The organism is Tropicibacter sp. Alg240-R139 (assembly GCF_900537075.1).
Classification (GTDB): domain Bacteria; phylum Pseudomonadota; class Alphaproteobacteria; order Rhodobacterales; family Rhodobacteraceae; genus Falsiruegeria.
This window is the reverse complement of sequence record NZ_UNRA01000003.1, coordinates 88,431-107,005: the sequence shown is the minus strand read 5'-3', so window position 1 is coordinate 107,005 and position 18,575 is coordinate 88,431. Positions and strand designations below refer to the sequence as shown.

Sequence of the window (18,575 nt, the reverse complement as noted above, 5' to 3'; positions counted from 1 at the left end):
CTGCGTTTCGGGCTTTTCGTGGTCCGTGATCCCGGCTAGCGTCCCTTCGATTGTGAAATTCGAAAGGACACGCGCCATGAGCATCGAAGCAAAACTTGAAAGCCTGGGTGTTACCTTGCCGGATGCTCCGGCTCCGGCAGCCAACTATGTGCCCTTCGTTCAGGTGGGCGACATGGTTTACGTTTCGGGTCAAATCTCGAACGATGAAAACGGCCTGATTCTGGGCAAGCTGGGCGACAACATGGATGTTGAGGTCGGCGCTGCAGCAGCACGTCGCTGTGCCATCAATTTGCTGGCTCAGGTAAAAGCTGCCTGTGGTGGCGATCTGGACCGCTTGGTGCGTGTCGTAAAGTTGACCGGTTTTGTGAATTCGACTTCTGACTTCACCGCTCAGCCGCAGGTTATCAACGGCGCGTCCGATTTTATGGTCGAAGCTCTTGGAGATGCCGGCCGTCATTCGCGTTCTGCTGTAAGTGCTGCGGCACTACCTTTAGGTGTCGCGGTTGAGATCGAAGGGTTCTTTCAGATCAAATGATCCCGCGACTACCTAAGGCCTTTCTGGACGCGCCGATCGCGCACCGTGGTCTGCATGATGCGACAGACGGTCGACCCGAAAACAGCCGCGCGGCCATCCGCGCGGCGATGGATGCGGGCTATGGCATCGAGATTGATCTGCAAATGACGTCAGACGCTCAGGCGATAGTGTTTCATGATTATGACATGGGACGTTTGACCGGCACGCCGGGCGCCATACGCCTTGTCTCGTCCGAGCAAGCGCAGGCTTTGTCCCTGTTAGGGGGCGAAGATGAGCGTATTCCGTCTTTGTCAGAAGTGCTGGGACAGGTCGGCGGGCGTGCTCCGCTGCTGATCGAACTCAAGGATCAGGACGGTGCTATGGGCACCAACATTGGTCTGCTGGAACAGGCCACGGCAACGGCGCTTGCCGGGTATCAGGGGCCGGTTGCGCTCATGTCGTTCAATCCCAACAGCGTGGCCCTGCTGGCTGATCTGTTGCCTGACGTGCCACGCGGTATCGTGACCAGCGCCTATGATCCAACTGAGTGGCCGTTGCCGCGAAAGATCTGTGACCATCTGCGCGATATTCCCGACTATGACAGAACTAGGTCGAGCTTTATTAGTCACGAGGTTGAGGACCTGATGCGTCCGCGCGTCGCCGAACTTAGGGCGGCTGGCGCGGATATTTTATGCTGGACCTCGAAATCTGCCGATCAGGACCACGTTGCGCGGCGTGTTGCCCAGAACGTGACGTTTGAGGGGTATCTTGCCCAAGCGCCGGGTTGATCCCAGCGGTGCAGGCCACAGATAGTGGTGAAAAGCCGGAGGGATGATGGATCAGGCGCAGATCGAAATTCAGGTTCTGGGATCGCTGTCGCAGGTGTCGGCGCAAGACTGGGATGCCTGCGCCTGTCCCGAGGCCGCAGATGGTGGTCGCCCGCTTGATCCGTTCACAACGCATCGGTTCCTGAGCGCGCTGGAAGAGAGCGACTCGGTTGGACCTGGAACCGGATGGCAGCCGCAATATCTGACGGCGTACCTTGATGGCATGATGATTGCTGCTGCGCCGTTATATGCCAAGTCGCACAGTCAGGGCGAATATATCTTCGATCACAACTGGGCCCATGCGTACGAGAATGCAGGGGGGCGGTATTACCCTAAGCTGCAGGTCGCGGTGCCCTTTACCCCGGCCACGGGTCGGCGATTCCTGGTGCGCTCGGGATACGAGGGAATCGGGCAATCAGCGCTGGTGCAGGGGATGGTGCAGCTGGCCGCCGACAACAATGTCTCGACCGTGCATGTCACTTTTTGCACCGAGGCCGAGGCGGAGATTGGCCGCGAAATTGGGCTGATGCACCGCACCACGCAGCAGTTTCATTGGTTGAACGATGGATATGCGGATTTCGACGGGTTTCTGGCAGCATTATCCTCGCGAAAACGCAAGACGCTGCGCAAAGAACGACGGCAGGCCAATGACTTTGGCGGTCAGATTCATACGTTTACGGGCGATCAGTTGCGCCCAGAACATTGGGACGCGTTCTGGTTGTTTTATCAGGACACTGGCGCGCGCAAATGGGGATCGCCTTATCTGTCGCGGCAGTTCTTTGAGATCGCGCATGCGACAATGGCCGATGACATGGCATTGGTGCTGGCGGAACGGGACGGGGCCTATGTGGCTGGCGCGCTGAACTTCATTGGGCGCGAGACGCTTTTTGGCCGCTATTGGGGGTGTATCGAAAATCACCCCTGTCTGCATTTCGAACTGTGCTATTATCGCGCCATCGATATCGCCATCGCCGAAGGGCTGCAACGGGTCGAAGCAGGTGCGCAAGGCGAGCACAAGTTGGCGCGAGGGTACATGCCGACGCAGACCCACAGCCTGCATTGGGTTGGGGACTCTGGTTTTGCCGATGCGATTGCCCGGTATCTAGAGGCCGAACGCGAGGCAATTGATCAAGAGATTGAGCTGTTGACGGATTACGGCCCCTTCAGGAAGGTGGATGTGGAGGAACAGCAATGACCGAGAAACTGTCAGACGCCACACGCGGCCCGCTGCTAAGCCCGCTGTTCGACAACGGCTGGACCATGGTTGATGGGCGCGACGCAATCACCAAGACGTTCATCTTCGATAATTTCGTCGAAGCCTTTGGTTGGATGACCCGTGTCGCGATTTGGGCCGAGAAATGGAACCACCACCCAGAGTGGAGCAACGTCTATCGCACTGTCGAGGTTGTGCTGAGCACGCATGATGTAGACGGGTTGTCGGCGCTGGATGCCAAGCTGGCGCGCAAGATGGATTCGCTGACGTGAGGCGAATCAAAGTCTCGTGAATTTGGGGCGTGTGGCCGCGTTCTGGCAAAATTCAGGCGCATAGGCGGATTATTGCACGTCATTAGTAATAATAGTGATCTGGATTGGAAAACGCCCCGAAACCAGCGGCTTCGGGGGTCGATCCTTAGATGGCTTCAAGCAAACCTTCGCCCGCTGACAGCTCGCACATGCCGGGGTTTGCTTCGACATTCACGGCCGTAACCTTGCCGTCTTCGACCAGCATTGCGTAGCGAATTGAACGTGCAATCAAGCCCGCAGGCGGGGCGTCAAAGCGCGCGCCGATGGCGTCTGTGAACGTGCATTCTGCATCGGCGAGCATGGTCAATCCGGCCGCGGATGCGCCAGTTGCCTCACCCCAGCTCGACATGACAAACGGGTCGTTGACGGATACGCAAATGATCTCGTCCACGCCCTTGGCGGCGAACTGATCCTTGGTGCGGATAAAGCTGGGAACGTGGGCAGAATGGCAAGTCGGAGTGTAGGCTCCAGGTACCGCGAAAATCACAACCTTGCGCCCTTTGGCCTTGTCCGCGATGTTGACCTGCTGCGGCCCTTCAGAGCCCATAAACGTCACTGTGGCGTCGGGAATTTGTTCGCCAACTGCAATCATACTTTGATACCTCGTTGTTGGATTTGCGGTTTTGTGCCCTTGGGCATATAGCTGTCGATCGAAAGATGACCATCATTTTTTAGTGAGGCAGGAAGAAAATGAGCCATATCGTCGTGATCGGGGCCGGACAGGCGGGATCGTCTTTAGTAGCGAAGCTGCGCAAAGATGGGTTCGAAGGCGAGATAACTCTGATCGGGGCCGAGACGGTCCTGCCGTATCAGCGACCGCCGCTGTCCAAGGCTTATCTATTGGGTGACATGGAACTGGAGCGTTTGTTCCTGCGGCCTGCGTCCTTTTACGAAGAGCAGAACATCACCGTGAAGCTGGGGAGCCGAGTGACCGCGATTGATGCCCCGGCCAAGACCGTGACGGTTGGGGATGAAGTGATTGCCTATGATCAACTGGCGCTGACCACCGGATCCGACCCGCGCCGCCTGCCTGCCAAGATCGGCGGCGATCTGGATAATGTATTCCTGGTACGCGATCTGGCCGACGCCGATGCCATGGCACCCGAGTTCAAGGATGGCGCCCGCGCCTTGATCATTGGTGGTGGTTACATCGGGCTCGAGGCGGCCGCGGTCTGCGCCAAGCGCGGTGTTCAGGTTACTCTGGTCGAAATGGCCGTCCGCATTTTGCAACGCGTCGCAGCGCCCCAAACCAGCGACTATTTTCGCAACCTGCATGGCAGCCATGGCGCGGACATCCGCGAGGGCGTGGGCCTTGATCGTCTGGTCGGTACTGACGGCAAGGTGACGGGCGCTGTTCTGACGGACGGCTCTAAGCTTGAGATCGACTTTGCTGTGGTTGGCGTGGGTATTTCACCTGCAACGCAACTGGCCGAAATGGCCGGGGTCGAGCTGGACAATGGCATCAAGACGGACGCACACGGCCGTACGTCAGATCCTGCAATCTGGGCGGCCGGTGACTGCGCTTCGTTCCCCTACAAGGGCGAGCGTATCCGTCTGGAAAGCGTCCCCAACGCGATCGATCAGGCAGAAATCGTCGCGCAGAACATGATGGGCGGCGACAAGGATTATGTCGCGACGCCCTGGTTCTGGTCGGATCAGTACGACGTCAAGCTGCAGATCGCGGGTCTGAACACTGGCTATGATCGTGTCGTGACTCGCAAGGGCGAGGGGCTGACCACCTCGTTCTGGTACTACAAAGGCGATCAGTTGCTGGCCGTAGACGCGATGAACGATCCGCGCGCCTATATGGTCGGCAAGCGTTTGATTGATGGCGGCAAGACCGCCGATCCGGCGGTTGTGGCTGATCCTGATGCGGACTTGAAACCGCTCCTCAAAGCGTGAGGATCATCGCCGGAGAGTTCCGGGGCCGCGCCTTGGCCTCGGTCGGCAAGGGGGATGCGGGTGCACATCTGCGCCCCACCACCGACCGGGTCCGCGAAAGCCTGTTCAACGTCCTGATGCACACCGGCGCCATTCCTGACGCCCGCGTGCTAGATATGTTTGCGGGCACCGGCGCGCTTGGGCTCGAGGCGCTGTCGCGCGGGGCTGCCCACGTCAGCTTTGTCGATGACGGGCGCGTGGCGCAGGGGCTGATCCGCAAGAACATCGACCTGACCCGCAGCCAGGACAGCACGGCGCTGATCCGGCGGGATGCGATCCGGTTGGGACCGAACCCTGACGCGCCCTATGATCTGGTGTTCCTTGATCCGCCCTATGGCAAAGATCTGGGGCAAAAGGCGCTGGACCTGGCCGTGGCCGGTGGATGGGTCGCGGATGACGCGATGATTGTTTGGGAAGAAAGCCGTCCTATGGACGCCCCCGGCGGGTTTGAACTGCACGACCGGCGTAAATACGGCGACACGCATGTGACGTTGCTGTGGCGCTCTGTTTCAGACTGAAACGAAGCGGGCGGGGCATCGCCGAGCCTGCATTTGATCCCCTTGACCTTGAACGATAATCCTGTCCGTAAAAGCAACTTGGAGCAGCGACGTGTTTGATTTGGTGATTTTCGATTGCGACGGGGTGCTGGTCGACAGTGAGGTTGTCTCGAACCAGGTGCTTGTCGACAATTTGGCACGCTACGGCCTGACACTCACCCTGAAAGAGTGCATGGGGCACTTCGTCGGCGGGACTATGACAGGGGTCATGGTCAAGGCGCGCGAAATGGGAGCGGACCTGCCCGAAGGCTGGATTGACGAGATTTATGCCGAGACCTATGCCGGGTTGAAAGCGGGTGTTCCGCTTGTTCGTGGCATCCCCGAGGTGCTCGCCTGTCTGGATGCGCGCGACATACCGTACTGCGTCGCCTCAAACGGCAGCCGAGAAAAGATGAAGATCACGCTTGGCCAGAATGGACTGTGGGATCGGTTCGAACCGGCAATGTTCTCGGCTCATGAGTTGGGTGTCGGCAAGCCGGAACCGGATCTGTTCTTGGCGGCGGTAGAGCATTTTGGGGCGATGTCACCCGCCGTGATCGAAGACAGCGCGAGCGGTACGTTGGCGGCCCAGCGGGCGGGCATGCGCTGCTTTGGCTACGCCGAGCATGACGACGACGCCTTATTGGCCGCCAATGGCGCGCATGTGTTCCACGATATGGCCGAATTACCTTCGCTTTTGGAGCTGTGATGCAATCGTGTTACCGTGTTCCACATGGACAGCACGATGACATCGGGCCTTTGGGGGCCGTTTGAGCACGCGAAAGAGGCGACGGGACCAGAGCGCAAGCCGCGCCGGTCGTCCGTGTTAATCCATGATGCGGTGACGCCTGTGGGCGATACGACCATGCTGCTGGCGCTTTGGCGGCACCAGCAGGCCAAGGAAGACGATCAGTAGGTCGGGTGGAATTTTCCGCCCGGAGACAGGGTGAAGATGTCAAACCCGTCCGCCGTTACACCCACGGAATGTTCGAATTGCGCCGACAGCGATTTGTCGCGGGTCACGGCGGTCCAGTCGTCGGCCAATGTCTTGGTCTCGGGGCGGCCTAGGTTCACCATCGGCTCGATGGTGAAGAACATGCCCTCTTCCAGAACCGCGCCGGTTCCGGGGCGGCCATAGTGCAGGACGTTTGGTGGTGCATGGAACACCTGACCCAGGCCATGGCCACAAAAATCGCGGACAACGCTCATGCGGTGTGCTTCGACATAGGCCTGAATGGCGTGGCCGATGTCACCAAACATGTTGCCCGGTTTGACCATCTCGATGCCCTTGAACAGCGCATCATAGGTCACCTGGATTAGACGCTCGGCTTTGCGGGGTAGCTTGCCTGCAACATACATGCGCGAGGTGTCACCGAACCAACCGTCGACAATGACGGTCACGTCGACGTTCAGGATGTCGCCATCCTTGAGCTTCTTTTCGCCCGGAATACCATGACACACAACGTGGTTCACGCTGATACAGCTGGCGTGCTGATAGCCCTTGTAGCCGATGGTGGCCGAGGTCGCGCCTGCGTCTTCGACCATCTGCGTGATCAAGCCGTCGAGCACGCCTGTAGATTGGCCTGGGAAAACATGCTGTGCGATGTCATCCAGAATCTGCGCCGCAAGCGCCCCTGCTGCGTGCATGCCGGCAAAGTCATCTTGTTCATAAATGCGAATGCCGTCCTTGGTCAGTCGGCCACGATGTTCTTTCATCAACGCGGGGCTCCATTCGTTGCGCGCTTGACCTCTATTTAGTCTGCTTGGGCACAAAGGGCCAGAGGGTGCGCAGTCTTTGGTTTTCGAGAGAAAGCATACCGCTTCACGACGCATGGTCATTGATTTAGGCGGCATACCGATGCCGTTTTCGTGATTTGATAATCCTTAAAGCTTGCCCGAGCGTTCGGCGCAGTTGTGAGTTGAAACAGAACAGGACAATCAGATGATCGGTTATGTCACCGTCGGCGTCTCGGACATGGACCGCGCCAAGAGCTTTTACACAGGGCTATTTGCTGACAAGGGCGCCAAGGTCGTAATCGACGCAGGCCGCATCGCCTTTATCGGCGCGGACCCGAGCCAACCGATGCTTGCGGTTTGCACGCCGTATGATGGCGAAGCCTGCAGCAGCGGTAATGGCGTCATGATCTCCTTTCCGGCCGATGACAAGGATGCGGCCAAGGCGCTGTATGATCGCGCCATTAGCCTAGGCGCAACGGATGAGGGTGAGCCGGGCCAGCGCGTGCCGGATCGGTTCTATGGCGCATACGTGCGCGACCCCGACGGCAACAAGCTGTGCTTCTACGTCTTCGGCTAAGGCCTCTGGCGGTTCAAGCCATGGGCTTTTCGAATCGCCAGATTTTCACCGGGTAGCTCCCGACATGCGTTTCAAAACGCAGGGTTTCCGTTCTCGCGTTCACCCAACCGTTCTTTCCATAGAATCTGGCGGCGCGAACATTGCCGACAGTGCAAGCCAACCATGCGGTCGTGTGCCAACTTGCGTGCCATAACTTGGCTGCTTGCGGGATCAGGTCAGTACTAAGTTCGGTGATCTCAATGGTCATGATCGTCACTCGGGCTGCAAAGTGCGAGAGGTGTCGACAGTGATCCCGTTCGGTGAGATCTGCGTCGCATAAATCAACCGCTCGACGCCGTTTTTGTGTGCAGCATCAAAGGCCGCCGCATAGGCCGGGTCGATGTCCGCAGCCAACGCAAAGCGGTCGCAATCGGTGCGTTGCACAAGATAGAGCATGATAGCGCGGTGGCCCTGTTTTACCATCGACGCCAGCTCGTTCAGGTGTTTGGTGCCGCGCGCGGTGACGCTGTCGGGGAACTCGGCCAGGCCTGGTTGACGGGACAGAGTGACGCTTTTGACCTCGACATAGGCATCCGGCAGACCGGGCTGGGTGAGCAGAAAATCGATGCGGCTTTTCTCACCATACTTTACCTCGGCCCGGACGGTTTCATAGGCTGCGAGTTCGGGAATTTCCCGCGTTTCAAGCGTTGCCCGTAAGGCCCGGTTGGGAACCGAAGTATCGACGCCGGTAAAATGCCCGTTCTCGTGATCGACCAATCGCCAGCCGAATTTCAGTTTCTTCTTAGGGTCGTCATTGGGCTCCAGCCAGATCTTCGATCCTGGCTCGGCCAACCCCATCATCGAGCCGGGGTTAGCGCAATGAGCCGTGACCTCGCGCCCATCGTCTAGTGTGCAATCGGCCAGAAAGCGTTTGTAGCGACGGATCAAACGGGCGGGGATCAGGGGTGTGGGAAAGTTCATGCCCTTGCCTAACGCAGCCCCGCTTACGGGAAAAGAGGGATCAAGCGACGCTAGCCATCACGCCCAAATCTTGCGGCTGACCGACCTGGTCAGCGGGGTGAAAGGCGTAGAATCCAACCGTCAGGGTCATCTCGATCTCATCAGGGTTGATTGAAAGCACCTTGGATCGGTGTGACGACAACGGCGGGTGAGCCCACAGGGGTCTGTTCCTTTACCAGGTGTTGCGTCAGGGGCTGCGGTCCCGGACAGATCTGGTTCTGCGCTACACCGCGGCCTGTCGCAGTGCTCTGCCGGGCGACGTGGTACTTTTGACCGAATCTCTGCGACACCTGCGCCTTAAATGCTTTCTGCCCTTGCGGGGCAGGGCAGGACAGATATCTTGCACACGCGTTTCACAGGAGGCCGACCATGTCGAACCCAAAGGCTGCCATGCTTGTCATCGGGGATGAGATCCTTTCGGGGCGGACACGCGATGCCAACATGTTTCACCTGGCACAAGAGTTGACAAAACACGGCATCGACTTGTGTGAGGTGCGGATTGTCAGCGACGATGCAACCGCCATCGAAGGGGCGGTCAGAGCACTGTCGGCGGCCAATGATCAGGTGTTCACCAGCGGCGGCATTGGCCCCACGCATGACGACATCACCGCCGATTGCATCGCCCGGGCCTTTGGTAAGCACATTGACGTGCGCGCGGACGCTCGCGCGCTGCTCGAGGCGCGTTACAAAGCGACCGGAGTGGAATTGAATGAGGCGCGCTTGCGCATGGCTCGCATTCCTGACGATGCCATCCTGATCGAAAATCCGGTCTCGACCGCCCCTGGTTTCACGCTGGAGAATGTCCATGTGATGGCCGGTGTCCCCAGCGTGTTCCGTGCCATGGTCGCCAGCGTACTGCCGACCCTGACCGGTGGTGCGCCGCTTTTGTCGCAAACCCTGCGGGTCAATCGGGGGGAGGGTGACATTGCTTCGACTCTTTCGACGTTGGCCGAGGATTTCAACGATCTGTCGATTGGATGTTACCCGTTCCAGAAGGATGGCGTGTTCGGCGCCAATGTGGTGGTGCGTGGCACAGACGGCGCGCGTATTGATGCCGCTGTCACCCGTGTGGCGCGGGAGTTAGAATTGTGAGTGTTTCCTGGTTTGACGTCATCGACGGAACATGGCCCGCTGCGGCGCGTCACAGCGTCGGTCCGTTCACCCTGCGAGAGGGGCAAGGTGGGGGCAGCCGGGTGTCGGCGGCGACTGCAGATTGTCCTGTGACCGAGATCGAGATTGAAACGGTTGAAGCAGCGATGCGTGACCTGGGGCAGAAACAGATTTTCATGATCCGCCCAGGAGATGAAGCGCTGGACGCGCAATTGGATGCACGCGGTTATCGGGTTGTGGATGCTGTCACGATCTATTCCTGTCCGGCCAAACAACTGACGGATATTGCGATCCCCCGCGTGACTGTCTTCACTATCTGGGAGCCACTGGCCATCATGCGCGAGATTTGGGCGGCAGGTGACATTGGCCCTGCACGTCTTGCCGTGATGGAGCGGGCCACAGGTCCCAAAACCGGCATTCTGTTGCGCCACAATGAAAAACCCGGCGGGGCCGCCTATGCCGCAATTCACGACGGGATTGCCATGGTTCATGCCGTCGAAATCGTACCGTTCCAGCGTAAGCAAGGGCTTGGCAAGTGGACCATGCGCGGCGTCGCCTTCTGGGCGCTGGATAACGGCGCAGAGACCTTGAGCGTGATGTGTACCGTCGAGAACGAGGGCGCCAATGCGCTTTATCGCTCGCTGGGAATGCAGCCGGTCAGCAAGTACCATTATCGCCATCTTGTCTAGGGGAGAGAGACAAACGTGACCAAAGACACCCAACCCACCGCCTTGGACTTGCCCATGGTCGATCCGCTGCCAGAAGAGACGCAGCGCTACTTTGACATCTGCGTCGAAAAGCTGGGCATGATACCTAATGTGCTCAAGGCCAACGCTTTTGACATCGACAAGCTGACTGCCTTTACCACGATGTACAACGACCTGATGCTTGCCCCTAGTGGGTTGAGCAAGTTGGAACGAGAGATGGTCGCCGTTGTCGTCTCTTCGATCAACAAGTGTTTCTACTGTCTTGTGGCACATGGCGCCGCGGTCCGGCAGTTGTCGGGCGACCCCAAACTGGGCGAGATGCTGGTGATGAACTACCGCGTTGCCCCGCTGGATGCGCGCCAGCGTGCGATGTTGGACTTTGCCGTCAAGGTAACGACGGCAAGCGCTACCATCGAAGAGGTCGACCGCCAAGCGCTGCGCGATGTTGGTCTCAGTGATCGGGACATCTGGGATCTGGCCAATGTGATCGGATTCTTCAACATGTCCAACCGCGTGGCCAGCGCCACCGCCATGGTGCCCAACGACGAGTACCACAGTCAGTTCAGATGATCAGAATGCTTGCCTTCTGCGCCGCATGTGCGGCAGTGCCTGCCACGGCGCAGGAGTTGGCTTTGCCGTCTGAGGCGCGGCAGCTGACCAACAGGGTCAATCCGCTCGACAGCTATGATCTGCCGATAGCCGTTTGGGATGGATCTAGCGTACCGTCTCGTGAGGTTCAGGGTCGGGTCGCCAAGCGGACTTGGCGCATGTCGGTGGGGTCAAAAACGACCTTGCAAGTCTTTGCGTCTTTGCGTGACCAGATTGAATCGCAAGGCTATGACGTTCTGTTGGACTGTTCGGCCGAAGCTTGCGGTGGGTTTGATTTTCGGTTTGCGACCGAGGTGGTGCCGTCACCGGACATGTATGTAGCGATCCGTGATTACCGGTTCTTGTCCGCGATCCGCGATGACGAAGTGCTCAGCCTGCTGGTCAGCCGCAATCCGCCAGATGCCTATGTGCAGATCATCTCGGTGACACCAACAACTGTTTCACCTTTGGATGTTGTGCAAGGGACTGAAACTGTGGAGGCGTCAAAACCTAACTTTGCAGCCAGTCTTGAGACAGCCGGACATGTGGTTCTAGGCGATCTTGAGTTTGAAACCGGTGAAGATGCCCTGGGGACCGGGCCGTTTTTAACTTTGGCGGACTTGGCGAACTGGTTGAAACAGGATGGCGGACGTCGTGTGGCCTTGGTCGGGCACACGGACAACATTGGGCTGCTTGAGCGGAATATTTCTTTAGGTCAACGCCGCGCCGAGGCGGTCAAGGTACGTTTGAACAAAGAGTTCGGGGTCGCCTTGGATCAGTTGGAAACCGCAGGCGCAGGATATCTTGCGCCAATCGCCTCGAATGCGACATCTGACGGGCGCGAAATAAACCGGCGGGTCGAGGCAGTGCTGCTGCCGATACAGTAACGACCAAACAAAAAAGGCCCCGTACGCCAGAGGTGCACGGGGATTAGTTGGTTTGCCAAGGGAAGCAAGAAATTGGTTACCAGTCCAGCGGGCCTTTTTCTGAAAAGGCGTGGACCAGGAAGTCGATGAATGCGCGCACTTTGGGTTGCGTGAAGCGTCCCGGCGGATAGACGGCATAGATGCCTTGGGTTTCGTCCGGTAGGGTTGGCATGGCGTCTTCGATCAGGCCCTGCTCCATCGCGTCGGCGTAGAGATAACTGGGCAGATAGGCGATCCCCAGACCCGAGATTGCTGCATTGAGCAGCGATTGCCCGTCATTGACGCTTAGCCAACCGGCAGTGCGTACTTGACGTTTCTCACCTGACGGGGCTGTCAGCCTCCAGACGTTGCCGCTGGATTGGTTGGAATAATGCAGCAGCTTGTGTTCGTTCAGATCGTCGATCTTTTGCGGGCGGCCATATTTTTCGAAATACTCGGGGCTCGCGATCATGCGTTTGGTGGTTTCGGTTAGCTTGCGGGCACGCAGGGTGCTGTCTTCCAGCTCACCGATGCGAACGGCCATGTCGAACCCTTCTGAAATCAGCTCGACGTAGCGGTTGTTGAGAACCATGTTCACAGTGATGTCCGGGAAATCCGACAGGAAATCCGACAGGACAGGCGACAGGTGGTTGACCCCGAAATCGGTGGCTACGCTGATCCGCAGCAGGCCCGAAGGTGCAGATTGCATGGACGTGACCAGTGCATCAGCCTCGCCCGCATCATTCAGAACCCGGCGGGCTCGGTCGTAGTAGGCCAGACCGATTTCGGTCGGGCTGACACGGCGTGTGGTGCGGTTCAAGAGGCGTGCACCAAGGCGGGCCTCTAGGCTAGAGACGTGCTTGGAGACAGCCGACTTTGAGATGCCCATTTTCTTGGCGGCGTCGGTGAAGCCACCTTGGTCCACCACATTGGCAAAGGCTTCCATTTCGGTCAGTCGATCCATGCTCGGTTCCTCGGCTTATTCAGCGTTTCGAGGATCGGTTATGCTGGTCAATCTGGGCGAGAACGGGGCGGAGGTGAGATAATATCAGGGTTTTGTCACGGATCGTTTGCGTCATGGAAACGACGAAACAATCGTTTCCGGAGTGGGCGGTGCCTTCCTTATGAGCGAATTTCAGACCGGAAACTGCTGTTCAAACATCTCGCGTCCTGACACAGAAAACTGAACATGCCGTGAGCCAGACACGCGTTTGATCCAATCCCGATTCTCCATATGCGCAAACATCGCGCGACCCAGTCGGCCGGCAAGGTGGGTTTCCCGAGCGCTCCAATCCAAACAGCCCAGACACAAGGGGGCCTTGCTGCGGGAAGGCGTCGACAAGTCTATGCCGAAGTCTGTGATGAAGGCGCGGCCGCGGTCGGTCAGTTTCACCTGCTCGTCAATTTCGGTCAGAAATCCACGGTGGATCATCGAGCGATACATTTGAACGCCCCGTGTTCCGGCCAGATGGTTGTAGCATACCCGCGCCTCTCGCAAGTTCGCGTCTTTGGGACCGGTTCGTGTTCGCAGATGTCCGTGACCTGCTGCCAGCCCCAACAAGCTTTCCAAAGTCGCGGCGACGTCTGGCCCTGATAAAGAATAGTATCGGTGCCGTCCCTGACCGCGCAGGCGCAGCAGTCCGCCATCCAAAAGTCGTTTGAGATGCGTGCTGGCGGTTTGAGCTGTCACACCGGCTTCGGACGCAAGTTCGGTCGCGGTGAGCGCTTTGCCCGCCATCAGGGCCGTCAGAATGTTGGCGCGCGCCGGATCGCCGATCAATGCGGCCACGCGAGCAATGTCAGGTCCGTTTTTCATACTTCGATCTTAGTCGAAGCATTGATGTAGCGAAAGTGTTTAGACCACCGCTACTGACACAGGAGATCCACATGCTGACATGTTTCATTCGCTACCACATCGACCCGACCAAGAAAGAACAGTTCGCCGAATATGCCCGAAACTGGGGGCAAGCGATCCCACGATGTGGCGCCGACCTGATTGGGTATTTCGCCCCGCACGAAGGGTCATCCACGTTGGCGTACGGGGTCTATAACATTCCCAACCTGACTGAATATGAAGCCTATCGAGCGCGTTTGACGGAGGACCCGTTAGGGCGGAAAAACTATGACTTTGCGCAACGGGAAAAGTTCTTGCTGCGCGAGGATCGCACCTGGCTGAAATGCGTCTCGGCTCCGCATAGCGCAAAACGCAGTGTTGGATGAACTTGTACTGTGGGATTTTGGGCGTCCCAATTCGAAAATCCGGTGCTCTGTGCTATCTATTGCCTCAGGTTGCACGACCTATTTGAGGAGAGATAGATGAAACACCTTGCTGCCATTCTTGCGCTGACGCTGTTCGCTGCCCCTGTCTGGGCCGGAGGTGAAACGCCATCCAACCCTGACGCCCGTGTCTATTTTGCCAGCCTGTCTGATGGGGATACCGTTTCCTCGCCGGTTACAGTTGTCTTTGGCCTGAGCGGAATGGGCGTCGCGCCCTCGGGCACGGAAAAGGAGAACACCGGGCATCACCATTTGCTTATTGATCGTCCACCGCTGGGGCAGGGCGAGGATGGAACCGATGAACTGTCCAATGGAATCGCTTCGGATGAAAACCACATGCATTTCGGTGGGGGGCAGACCGAGGTGACCCTTGATCTGGCGCCCGGACAACACACGCTGCAATTGGTGTTGGGTGACTATGGTCATGTGCCCCATTCCACACCGGTTGTTTCTGATGTGATCACCATCACCGTGGAGTAAGGCGCGATAAACAAGTTGCCCTGACCCGACGCGGCTTAGTGCCAAAGGTCGGGCAGGGTGGCTTTCTTGCGTTCCATGAAATCCCTCAGGCTTTCGTCCGTCGCCTCATCCAGCGGCGGTGCCTCGTATCGCATCAAGTCCTCATTCCACTTTCTGTTAGCGCGGCGTGCTGCATCCGTGCCGCCTTTTTCGAACCAGGTTTCGAACGGCTGTGTGTCAGACAGTTGCGCGTCATAGAATGCGGTCTCATAGTTGCGCATAGTGTGGCCGCAGCCAAAGAAGTGGCCGCCTGGGCCAACTTCGGCAAAGGCGTCCATGGCAAAGGCCTCGTCATCTAGGGACAGGCCTTTCAGGAGCCGATGCATCGCACCCAAGTAATCAGCATCCATGACCAGCTTTTCATAGGACATGGTCAGCGCGCCTTCCAACCAACCCGCCGATTGCAGCACAAAGTTGGCTCCACTTAGAACCGCGGCGTGCAGGGCGGTGACGCTTTCCATCATGGCCTGTCCGTCTGGCATCTTGGAACTGGTGAAAGCCCCCGAGCATCGGATAGGCAATCCAACCCTGCGCGCGAGTTGACCGGCGACATAGGACGCCAGGGCGGATTCCGGCGTGCCAAATGACGGCGAGCCGGACTTCAGATCCACAGTGGTCACGAAGTTGCCAAAGACCACGGGCGCGCCGGGTCTCACCAATTGAGCAAGCGCGCAGCCCACCAGCACCTCGGAATAGGCCTGCGTCACGGCGGCGATCATCGACACAGGCGCGGTCGCGCCGCCCAAGACAAAGGGGACAATGACAGGGCATTGGTTGGCGGCAGCATAGGTGCGGATGGCGCCCGACATGGCATAGTCAAAGACCAGTGGCGAGTTCATGTTGATGTTGGCCATGATCACGCAATTTTGGTCGACGAAATCGGCCCCAAATGCAAGGCGGGTCATCTCGATACTGTCTGCGGCGCGTTCCGGGGCTGTGACCGATCCCATGAACGGCTTGTCGCTCCATTTCAGATGGGCATAGACCATATCCAGATGGCGCTTGTTCACCGGCAGGTCGGTGGGTTCGCAGGTGGTGCCGCCCGAATGATGCAGCCAGGGTGAAATGTACACGAGCTTGGTCAGGTTTTCGAAATCCCGGATCGTGCCGTAGCGCCGACCGCCATCCAGATCGCTGACAAAGGGCATGCCATAGCCCGGGCCAAAGACCACGTTCTTGCCACCCAAATCAATCGTGCGCTCGGGGTTGCGCGCGTGTTGGCGAAAGGTCTTTGGCGCGGTTTCAAGCGCCTTTTGCAGCAGTCCCGGCGGGAACCGGACCCGGTCGCCTTGGACCTCGGCGCCTGCCTCGTGAAACAGGCGCAAGGACTCGGGGTCTTCGACAAACCGGACACCGATCTCTTGCAGCAACTGCGCTGACCGGGCCTCGATCTGTTCCAGACCTTCGGTGCTGATCAGGTCATAGGTGGGGATTTCACGGCGCGCGCCGGTGATGATCTGCGGTGCGGTTGCGCCTGCGGATCTGTGGGCGCGGCGGCGTCGGACTGGGCGTGTCATGGTCCCTCTCTCGGCGGTTGATTTGGAAACCGTGAGAGGGACAGAGGGGCCGTTTCTGTCCCGGAAACGACAAAGCGTCGGTCCCGGGGCAGGTGTCACAGGGATGTGTTGGCGCGTTAGAGAGACGCGGCCAGTCGTGTGCCCTGATTGATCGCACGTTTGGCGTCGAGTTCGGCGGCCACATCAGCACCGCCGATCACATGGCAGTTCACGCCCTTGACTTCCAGCGCGTCCGCGAGGCTCCGCTCGGAAATCTGCCCGGAACACAAAACAACTGTGTCGCATTCGATGACGGTCGGGTCTGCGCGTTCTTCGCCAAAACTGACATGCAGGCCCTGATCGTCGATCCGCTCGTAATTCACGCCGCCGACAAAGCTCACATCCTTCATCTTGAGCGTGGCGCGGTGAATCCAGCCGGTTGTCTTGCCCAGACCCTTGCCATGCGCCTGTTTCTTGCGCTGCAGCAAGGTCACCTGACGGGCAGGTGCGTGCGGTTGCGGACCTTCGGGTGCTAGGCCAGAGCGGTGCTCGGCCGGGTCAGTCACACCCCATTCCTTCATCCACAGCGGCAGGTTTTCGGTCGGGCTGTCGCCCTCGTGCAGCAGGTATTCGGACACGTCGAAGCCGATACCACCCGCGCCGATCACAGCCACACGGTCGCCTACGGGGGCCTTGTGGCGCAGTACGTCGATGTAGCTGAGAACGTTGTCCCGGTCCTGACCGGGGATACTGGGATCGCGTGGGATGACGCCGGTTGCGATGATCACCTCATCAAAGCCGGTCAGATCATCCGGGCCGACCTCGCGCCCCAACTGGACGGTGATGCCCAGATCGGCAACCATGGTGCGATACCAATCGACGAGGCCCCAGAACTCTTCCTTGCCGGGCACCTGCTTGGCCATGTTGAGCTGACCGCCGATCTCATCCGCGCGATCAAACAAGGTCACGGTGTGGCCGCGTTCAGCGGCGGCCATTGCTGTCGACAGACCTGCCGGACCAGCGCCCACGATGGCGACGGATTTAGTGACTTCGGCCTTGTCGATCACCAGTTCGGTTTCGTGACAAGCGCGTGGGTTCACCAGGCAGGATGTCAGCTTGCCGCCAAAGGTGTGGTCCAGGCAGGCTTGGTTGCAGGCGATACAGGGTGCGATTTTTGCCCCATCTCCGGCGATGGCCTTGTTGACGAAATCCGCATCCGCCAGCATTGGGCGCGCTAGCGACACCATGTCGGCACATCCCGTCGACAGGACCTCTTCGGCGACTTCGGGCGTGTTGATGCGATTCGAGGTGATGACAGGGATTGAGACCTTGCCCATCAGCTTTTTGGTGACCCAGGCAAAGGCCGCGCGCGGTACGCTTGTCGCAATGGTGGGAATGCGCGCCTCGTGCCAGCCGATGCCGGTGTTCAGGATCGTGGCGCCCGCTTTTTCGATTTCCTGCGCCAGTTGGACGACCTCGTCATGGGTCGAGCCATTGGGGATGAGGTCGATCATCGACAGGCGGTAGATAATGATGAAATCCGTACCGACCGCCTCGCGCGTGCGGCGCACCACCTCGATGGCCAGACGCATGCGGTTTTCATAAGACCCGCCCCAGCGGTCGTCGCGCTTGTTGGTGTGGGTGACTAGGAACTGGTTGATGAAATAACCCTCGGACCCCATGATCTCGACCCCGTCATAACCTGCTTTCTGGGCCAAAACGGAAGCGTTCACGATGTCGGCGATCTGTTTTTCGATCCCGTCTTCGTCCAGCGGATTGGGCGGAAAGGGAGAGATCGGGGATTTGACCGGGCTGGGGGAAACACATTTGGGACCATAAGAATAGCGACCCGCATGCAGTATCTGCATCGCGATCTTGCCACCCGCCTCGTGCACACGATCCGTGATGATCGAATGGTTGGCGACGTCCTCTTCGGTGGTCATCATTGCAGCACCGGGCAATACGGAACCCTCTAGGTTCGGGCCAATTCCGCCGGTCACCATCAAAGCAACGCCACCGCGCGCGCGGTCGGCGTAGAATTCGGCCACCCGGTTCCAGTCGCGGGTTTCTTCCAATCCGGTGTGCATCGAGCCCATAAGCACCCGGTTTTTTAACGTGGTGAACCCCAGGTCCAACGGCGCCAGCATGTTTGGGTACGCAGTCATTGGCAAACTCTCCCTTTGTTGACGCGCAGAATTGCCGCACCGCCGTAAGGAGTCACGCGAAACCCGACGTCACCGGCATCCACGTTAACCCAGGGGCGCTCCCGCCCCCGCTGCATGCCCTGCCGGGCCTTTGCGGCGTTGGGCCGGGCGCAT

Annotated in this window: 23 protein-coding genes; 15 read left to right on the top strand and 8 right to left on the bottom strand. The window is 58.8% G+C overall.

Features of this window, described 5'->3' with window-relative positions; genetic code table 11:
• Positions 1–76: 76 nt before the first annotated feature.
• From G6R15_RS13485 to G6R15_RS13470, 4 genes are read left to right on the top strand one after another with little or no spacing between them, the layout of a single operon-like run.
• Positions 77–535, top strand: coding sequence for a RidA family protein (locus G6R15_RS13485; protein WP_164660457.1), 459 nt, complete (start codon positions 77–79; stop codon positions 533–535).
• Positions 532–1,302, top strand: coding sequence for a glycerophosphodiester phosphodiesterase family protein (locus G6R15_RS13480; protein ID WP_164660455.1), 771 nt, complete (start codon positions 532–534; stop codon positions 1,300–1,302). Before G6R15_RS13485 ends, G6R15_RS13480 begins: the two co-directional genes overlap by 4 nt.
• A gap of 46 nt (positions 1,303–1,348) precedes the next feature.
• Complete coding sequence (locus G6R15_RS13475; RefSeq protein WP_164660453.1) at positions 1,349–2,536, top strand: GNAT family N-acetyltransferase; 1,188 nt, start codon at positions 1,349–1,351, stop codon at positions 2,534–2,536.
• On the top strand, positions 2,533–2,826 hold the full coding sequence (locus G6R15_RS13470; RefSeq protein WP_164660451.1) for a 4a-hydroxytetrahydrobiopterin dehydratase: 294 nt from the start codon (positions 2,533–2,535) through the stop codon (positions 2,824–2,826). The genes G6R15_RS13475 and G6R15_RS13470 overlap by 4 nt, the downstream gene beginning before the upstream one ends.
• Before the next feature lie 145 nt (positions 2,827–2,971).
• Here G6R15_RS13470 and G6R15_RS13465 read toward each other — a convergent pair whose 3' ends face one another.
• On the bottom strand, positions 2,972–3,457 hold the full coding sequence (locus G6R15_RS13465) for a peroxiredoxin (RefSeq protein WP_164660450.1): 486 nt from the start codon (positions 3,455–3,457) through the stop codon (positions 2,972–2,974).
• Between the two features lie 98 nt (positions 3,458–3,555).
• Between G6R15_RS13465 and G6R15_RS13460 the strand changes: the two genes are divergently transcribed.
• From G6R15_RS13460 to G6R15_RS13445, 4 genes are all read left to right on the top strand, one after another.
• Positions 3,556–4,767 (top strand): NAD(P)/FAD-dependent oxidoreductase, encoded by a 1,212-nt coding sequence (locus tag G6R15_RS13460; protein WP_164660448.1) that lies wholly within the window; start codon positions 3,556–3,558, stop codon positions 4,765–4,767.
• Positions 4,764–5,324, top strand: coding sequence for a 16S rRNA (guanine(966)-N(2))-methyltransferase RsmD (gene rsmD, locus G6R15_RS13455; RefSeq protein WP_164660446.1), 561 nt, complete (start codon positions 4,764–4,766; stop codon positions 5,322–5,324). Before G6R15_RS13460 ends, rsmD begins: the two co-directional genes overlap by 4 nt.
• 91 nt (positions 5,325–5,415) lie before the next feature.
• Positions 5,416–6,051 carry an HAD family phosphatase gene (locus G6R15_RS13450; protein ID WP_164660444.1) on the top strand — a complete coding sequence of 212 codons (636 nt, stop codon included), beginning with the start codon at positions 5,416–5,418 and terminating at the stop codon, positions 6,049–6,051.
• Positions 6,052–6,075: 24 nt separating this feature from the next.
• Positions 6,076–6,258, top strand: a complete 183-nt coding sequence (locus tag G6R15_RS13445) for a hypothetical protein (RefSeq protein WP_164660442.1) — start codon at positions 6,076–6,078, stop codon at positions 6,256–6,258.
• Here the strand turns inward: G6R15_RS13445 and map are convergent.
• Positions 6,252–7,058 carry a type I methionyl aminopeptidase gene (gene map, locus G6R15_RS13440; protein ID WP_164660441.1) on the bottom strand — a complete coding sequence of 269 codons (807 nt, stop codon included), beginning with the start codon at positions 7,056–7,058 and terminating at the stop codon, positions 6,252–6,254. The two genes, G6R15_RS13445 and map, sit on opposite strands and share 7 nt — an antisense overlap.
• Before the next feature lie 226 nt (positions 7,059–7,284).
• On the opposite strand from map, the gene G6R15_RS13435 reads away from it, so the two are divergent.
• Positions 7,285–7,656: a VOC family protein gene (locus G6R15_RS13435; RefSeq protein ID WP_164660440.1), complete on the top strand. Its 372-nt coding sequence runs from the start codon at positions 7,285–7,287 to the stop codon at positions 7,654–7,656.
• Between the two features lie 13 nt (positions 7,657–7,669).
• Here G6R15_RS13435 and G6R15_RS13430 read toward each other — a convergent pair whose 3' ends face one another.
• Both G6R15_RS13430 and sfsA read right to left on the bottom strand, forming a co-directional pair.
• Positions 7,670–7,903 (bottom strand): hypothetical protein, encoded by a 234-nt coding sequence (locus tag G6R15_RS13430; protein WP_164660439.1) that lies wholly within the window; start codon positions 7,901–7,903, stop codon positions 7,670–7,672.
• A gap of 5 nt (positions 7,904–7,908) precedes the next feature.
• The gene (sfsA, locus tag G6R15_RS13425; RefSeq protein WP_164660438.1) at positions 7,909–8,616 is read right to left on the bottom strand and encodes a DNA/RNA nuclease SfsA; all 708 of its coding nucleotides are present in this window, start codon (positions 8,614–8,616) and stop codon (positions 7,909–7,911) included.
• A 408-nt stretch (positions 8,617–9,024) separates the two neighbouring features.
• On the opposite strand from sfsA, the gene G6R15_RS13420 reads away from it, so the two are divergent.
• The 4 genes from G6R15_RS13420 to G6R15_RS13405 are packed head-to-tail and all read left to right on the top strand — an operon-like array spanning position 9,025 to position 11,947.
• Positions 9,025–9,747 (top strand): molybdopterin-binding protein, encoded by a 723-nt coding sequence (locus tag G6R15_RS13420; protein WP_164660437.1) that lies wholly within the window; start codon positions 9,025–9,027, stop codon positions 9,745–9,747.
• Positions 9,744–10,454, top strand: coding sequence for a GNAT family N-acetyltransferase (locus G6R15_RS13415; RefSeq protein WP_164660436.1), 711 nt, complete (start codon positions 9,744–9,746; stop codon positions 10,452–10,454). Before G6R15_RS13420 ends, G6R15_RS13415 begins: the two co-directional genes overlap by 4 nt.
• 15 nt (positions 10,455–10,469) lie before the next feature.
• A complete protein-coding gene (locus G6R15_RS13410) occupies positions 10,470–11,042 on the top strand; it encodes a peroxidase-related enzyme (RefSeq protein WP_164660435.1) in 573 nt (190 codons plus the stop codon).
• Between the two features lie 5 nt (positions 11,043–11,047).
• Positions 11,048–11,947, top strand: a complete 900-nt coding sequence (locus G6R15_RS13405) for an OmpA family protein (RefSeq protein WP_240336763.1) — start codon at positions 11,048–11,050, stop codon at positions 11,945–11,947.
• A 76-nt stretch (positions 11,948–12,023) separates the two neighbouring features.
• Here the strand turns inward: G6R15_RS13405 and G6R15_RS13400 are convergent, their stop codons facing one another.
• Entirely contained in the window at positions 12,024–12,929 is a 906-nt protein-coding gene (locus G6R15_RS13400; protein ID WP_164660431.1) for a LysR family transcriptional regulator, read from the bottom strand.
• A 171-nt stretch (positions 12,930–13,100) separates the two neighbouring features.
• On the bottom strand, positions 13,101–13,781 hold the full coding sequence (locus tag G6R15_RS13395; RefSeq protein WP_164660429.1) for a helix-turn-helix transcriptional regulator: 681 nt from the start codon (positions 13,779–13,781) through the stop codon (positions 13,101–13,103).
• Positions 13,782–13,852: 71 nt separating this feature from the next.
• On the opposite strand from G6R15_RS13395, the gene G6R15_RS13390 reads away from it, so the two are divergent.
• Complete coding sequence (locus G6R15_RS13390) at positions 13,853–14,185, top strand: NIPSNAP family protein (protein ID WP_164660427.1); 333 nt, start codon at positions 13,853–13,855, stop codon at positions 14,183–14,185.
• A 96-nt stretch (positions 14,186–14,281) separates the two neighbouring features.
• The gene (locus G6R15_RS13385; protein WP_164660425.1) at positions 14,282–14,722 is read left to right on the top strand and encodes a DUF4399 domain-containing protein; all 441 of its coding nucleotides are present in this window, start codon (positions 14,282–14,284) and stop codon (positions 14,720–14,722) included.
• A gap of 35 nt (positions 14,723–14,757) precedes the next feature.
• Here the strand turns inward: G6R15_RS13385 and G6R15_RS13380 are convergent, their stop codons facing one another.
• Positions 14,758–16,278, bottom strand: a complete 1,521-nt coding sequence (locus G6R15_RS13380; protein ID WP_164660423.1) for a trimethylamine methyltransferase family protein — start codon at positions 16,276–16,278, stop codon at positions 14,758–14,760.
• 116 nt (positions 16,279–16,394) lie between these two features.
• Positions 16,395–18,422, bottom strand: a complete 2,028-nt coding sequence (locus tag G6R15_RS13375) for an NADPH-dependent 2,4-dienoyl-CoA reductase (protein ID WP_164660422.1) — start codon at positions 18,420–18,422, stop codon at positions 16,395–16,397.
• Positions 18,423–18,575 lie beyond the last annotated feature (153 nt).

Coding starts and splice junctions, on each gene's coding strand:
- G6R15_RS13430 (WP_164660439.1), bottom strand. CDS start 7,903: ATGACCATTGAGATCACCGAACTTAGTACTGACCTGATCCCGCAAGCA.
- G6R15_RS13390 (WP_164660427.1), top strand. CDS start 13,853: ATGCTGACATGTTTCATTCGCTACCACATCGACCCGACCAAGAAAGAA.
- map (WP_164660441.1), bottom strand. CDS start 7,058: ATGAAAGAACATCGTGGCCGACTGACCAAGGACGGCATTCGCATTTAT.
- G6R15_RS13435 (WP_164660440.1), top strand. CDS start 7,285: ATGATCGGTTATGTCACCGTCGGCGTCTCGGACATGGACCGCGCCAAG.
- sfsA (WP_164660438.1), bottom strand. CDS start 8,616: ATGAACTTTCCCACACCCCTGATCCCCGCCCGTTTGATCCGTCGCTAC.
- G6R15_RS13475 (WP_164660453.1), top strand. CDS start 1,349: ATGGATCAGGCGCAGATCGAAATTCAGGTTCTGGGATCGCTGTCGCAG.
- G6R15_RS13375 (WP_164660422.1), bottom strand. CDS start 18,422: ATGACTGCGTACCCAAACATGCTGGCGCCGTTGGACCTGGGGTTCACC.
- G6R15_RS13400 (WP_164660431.1), bottom strand. CDS start 12,929: ATGGATCGACTGACCGAAATGGAAGCCTTTGCCAATGTGGTGGACCAA.
- G6R15_RS13385 (WP_164660425.1), top strand. CDS start 14,282: ATGAAACACCTTGCTGCCATTCTTGCGCTGACGCTGTTCGCTGCCCCT.
- G6R15_RS13485 (WP_164660457.1), top strand. CDS start 77: ATGAGCATCGAAGCAAAACTTGAAAGCCTGGGTGTTACCTTGCCGGAT.
- G6R15_RS13460 (WP_164660448.1), top strand. CDS start 3,556: ATGAGCCATATCGTCGTGATCGGGGCCGGACAGGCGGGATCGTCTTTA.
- G6R15_RS13420 (WP_164660437.1), top strand. CDS start 9,025: ATGTCGAACCCAAAGGCTGCCATGCTTGTCATCGGGGATGAGATCCTT.
- G6R15_RS13465 (WP_164660450.1), bottom strand. CDS start 3,457: ATGATTGCAGTTGGCGAACAAATTCCCGACGCCACAGTGACGTTTATG.
- G6R15_RS13445 (WP_164660442.1), top strand. CDS start 6,076: ATGGACAGCACGATGACATCGGGCCTTTGGGGGCCGTTTGAGCACGCG.
- G6R15_RS13395 (WP_164660429.1), bottom strand. CDS start 13,781: ATGAAAAACGGACCTGACATTGCTCGCGTGGCCGCATTGATCGGCGAT.
- G6R15_RS13480 (WP_164660455.1), top strand. CDS start 532: ATGATCCCGCGACTACCTAAGGCCTTTCTGGACGCGCCGATCGCGCAC.
- G6R15_RS13470 (WP_164660451.1), top strand. CDS start 2,533: ATGACCGAGAAACTGTCAGACGCCACACGCGGCCCGCTGCTAAGCCCG.
- G6R15_RS13380 (WP_164660423.1), bottom strand. CDS start 16,278: ATGACACGCCCAGTCCGACGCCGCCGCGCCCACAGATCCGCAGGCGCA.
- G6R15_RS13405 (WP_240336763.1), top strand. CDS start 11,048: ATGCTTGCCTTCTGCGCCGCATGTGCGGCAGTGCCTGCCACGGCGCAG.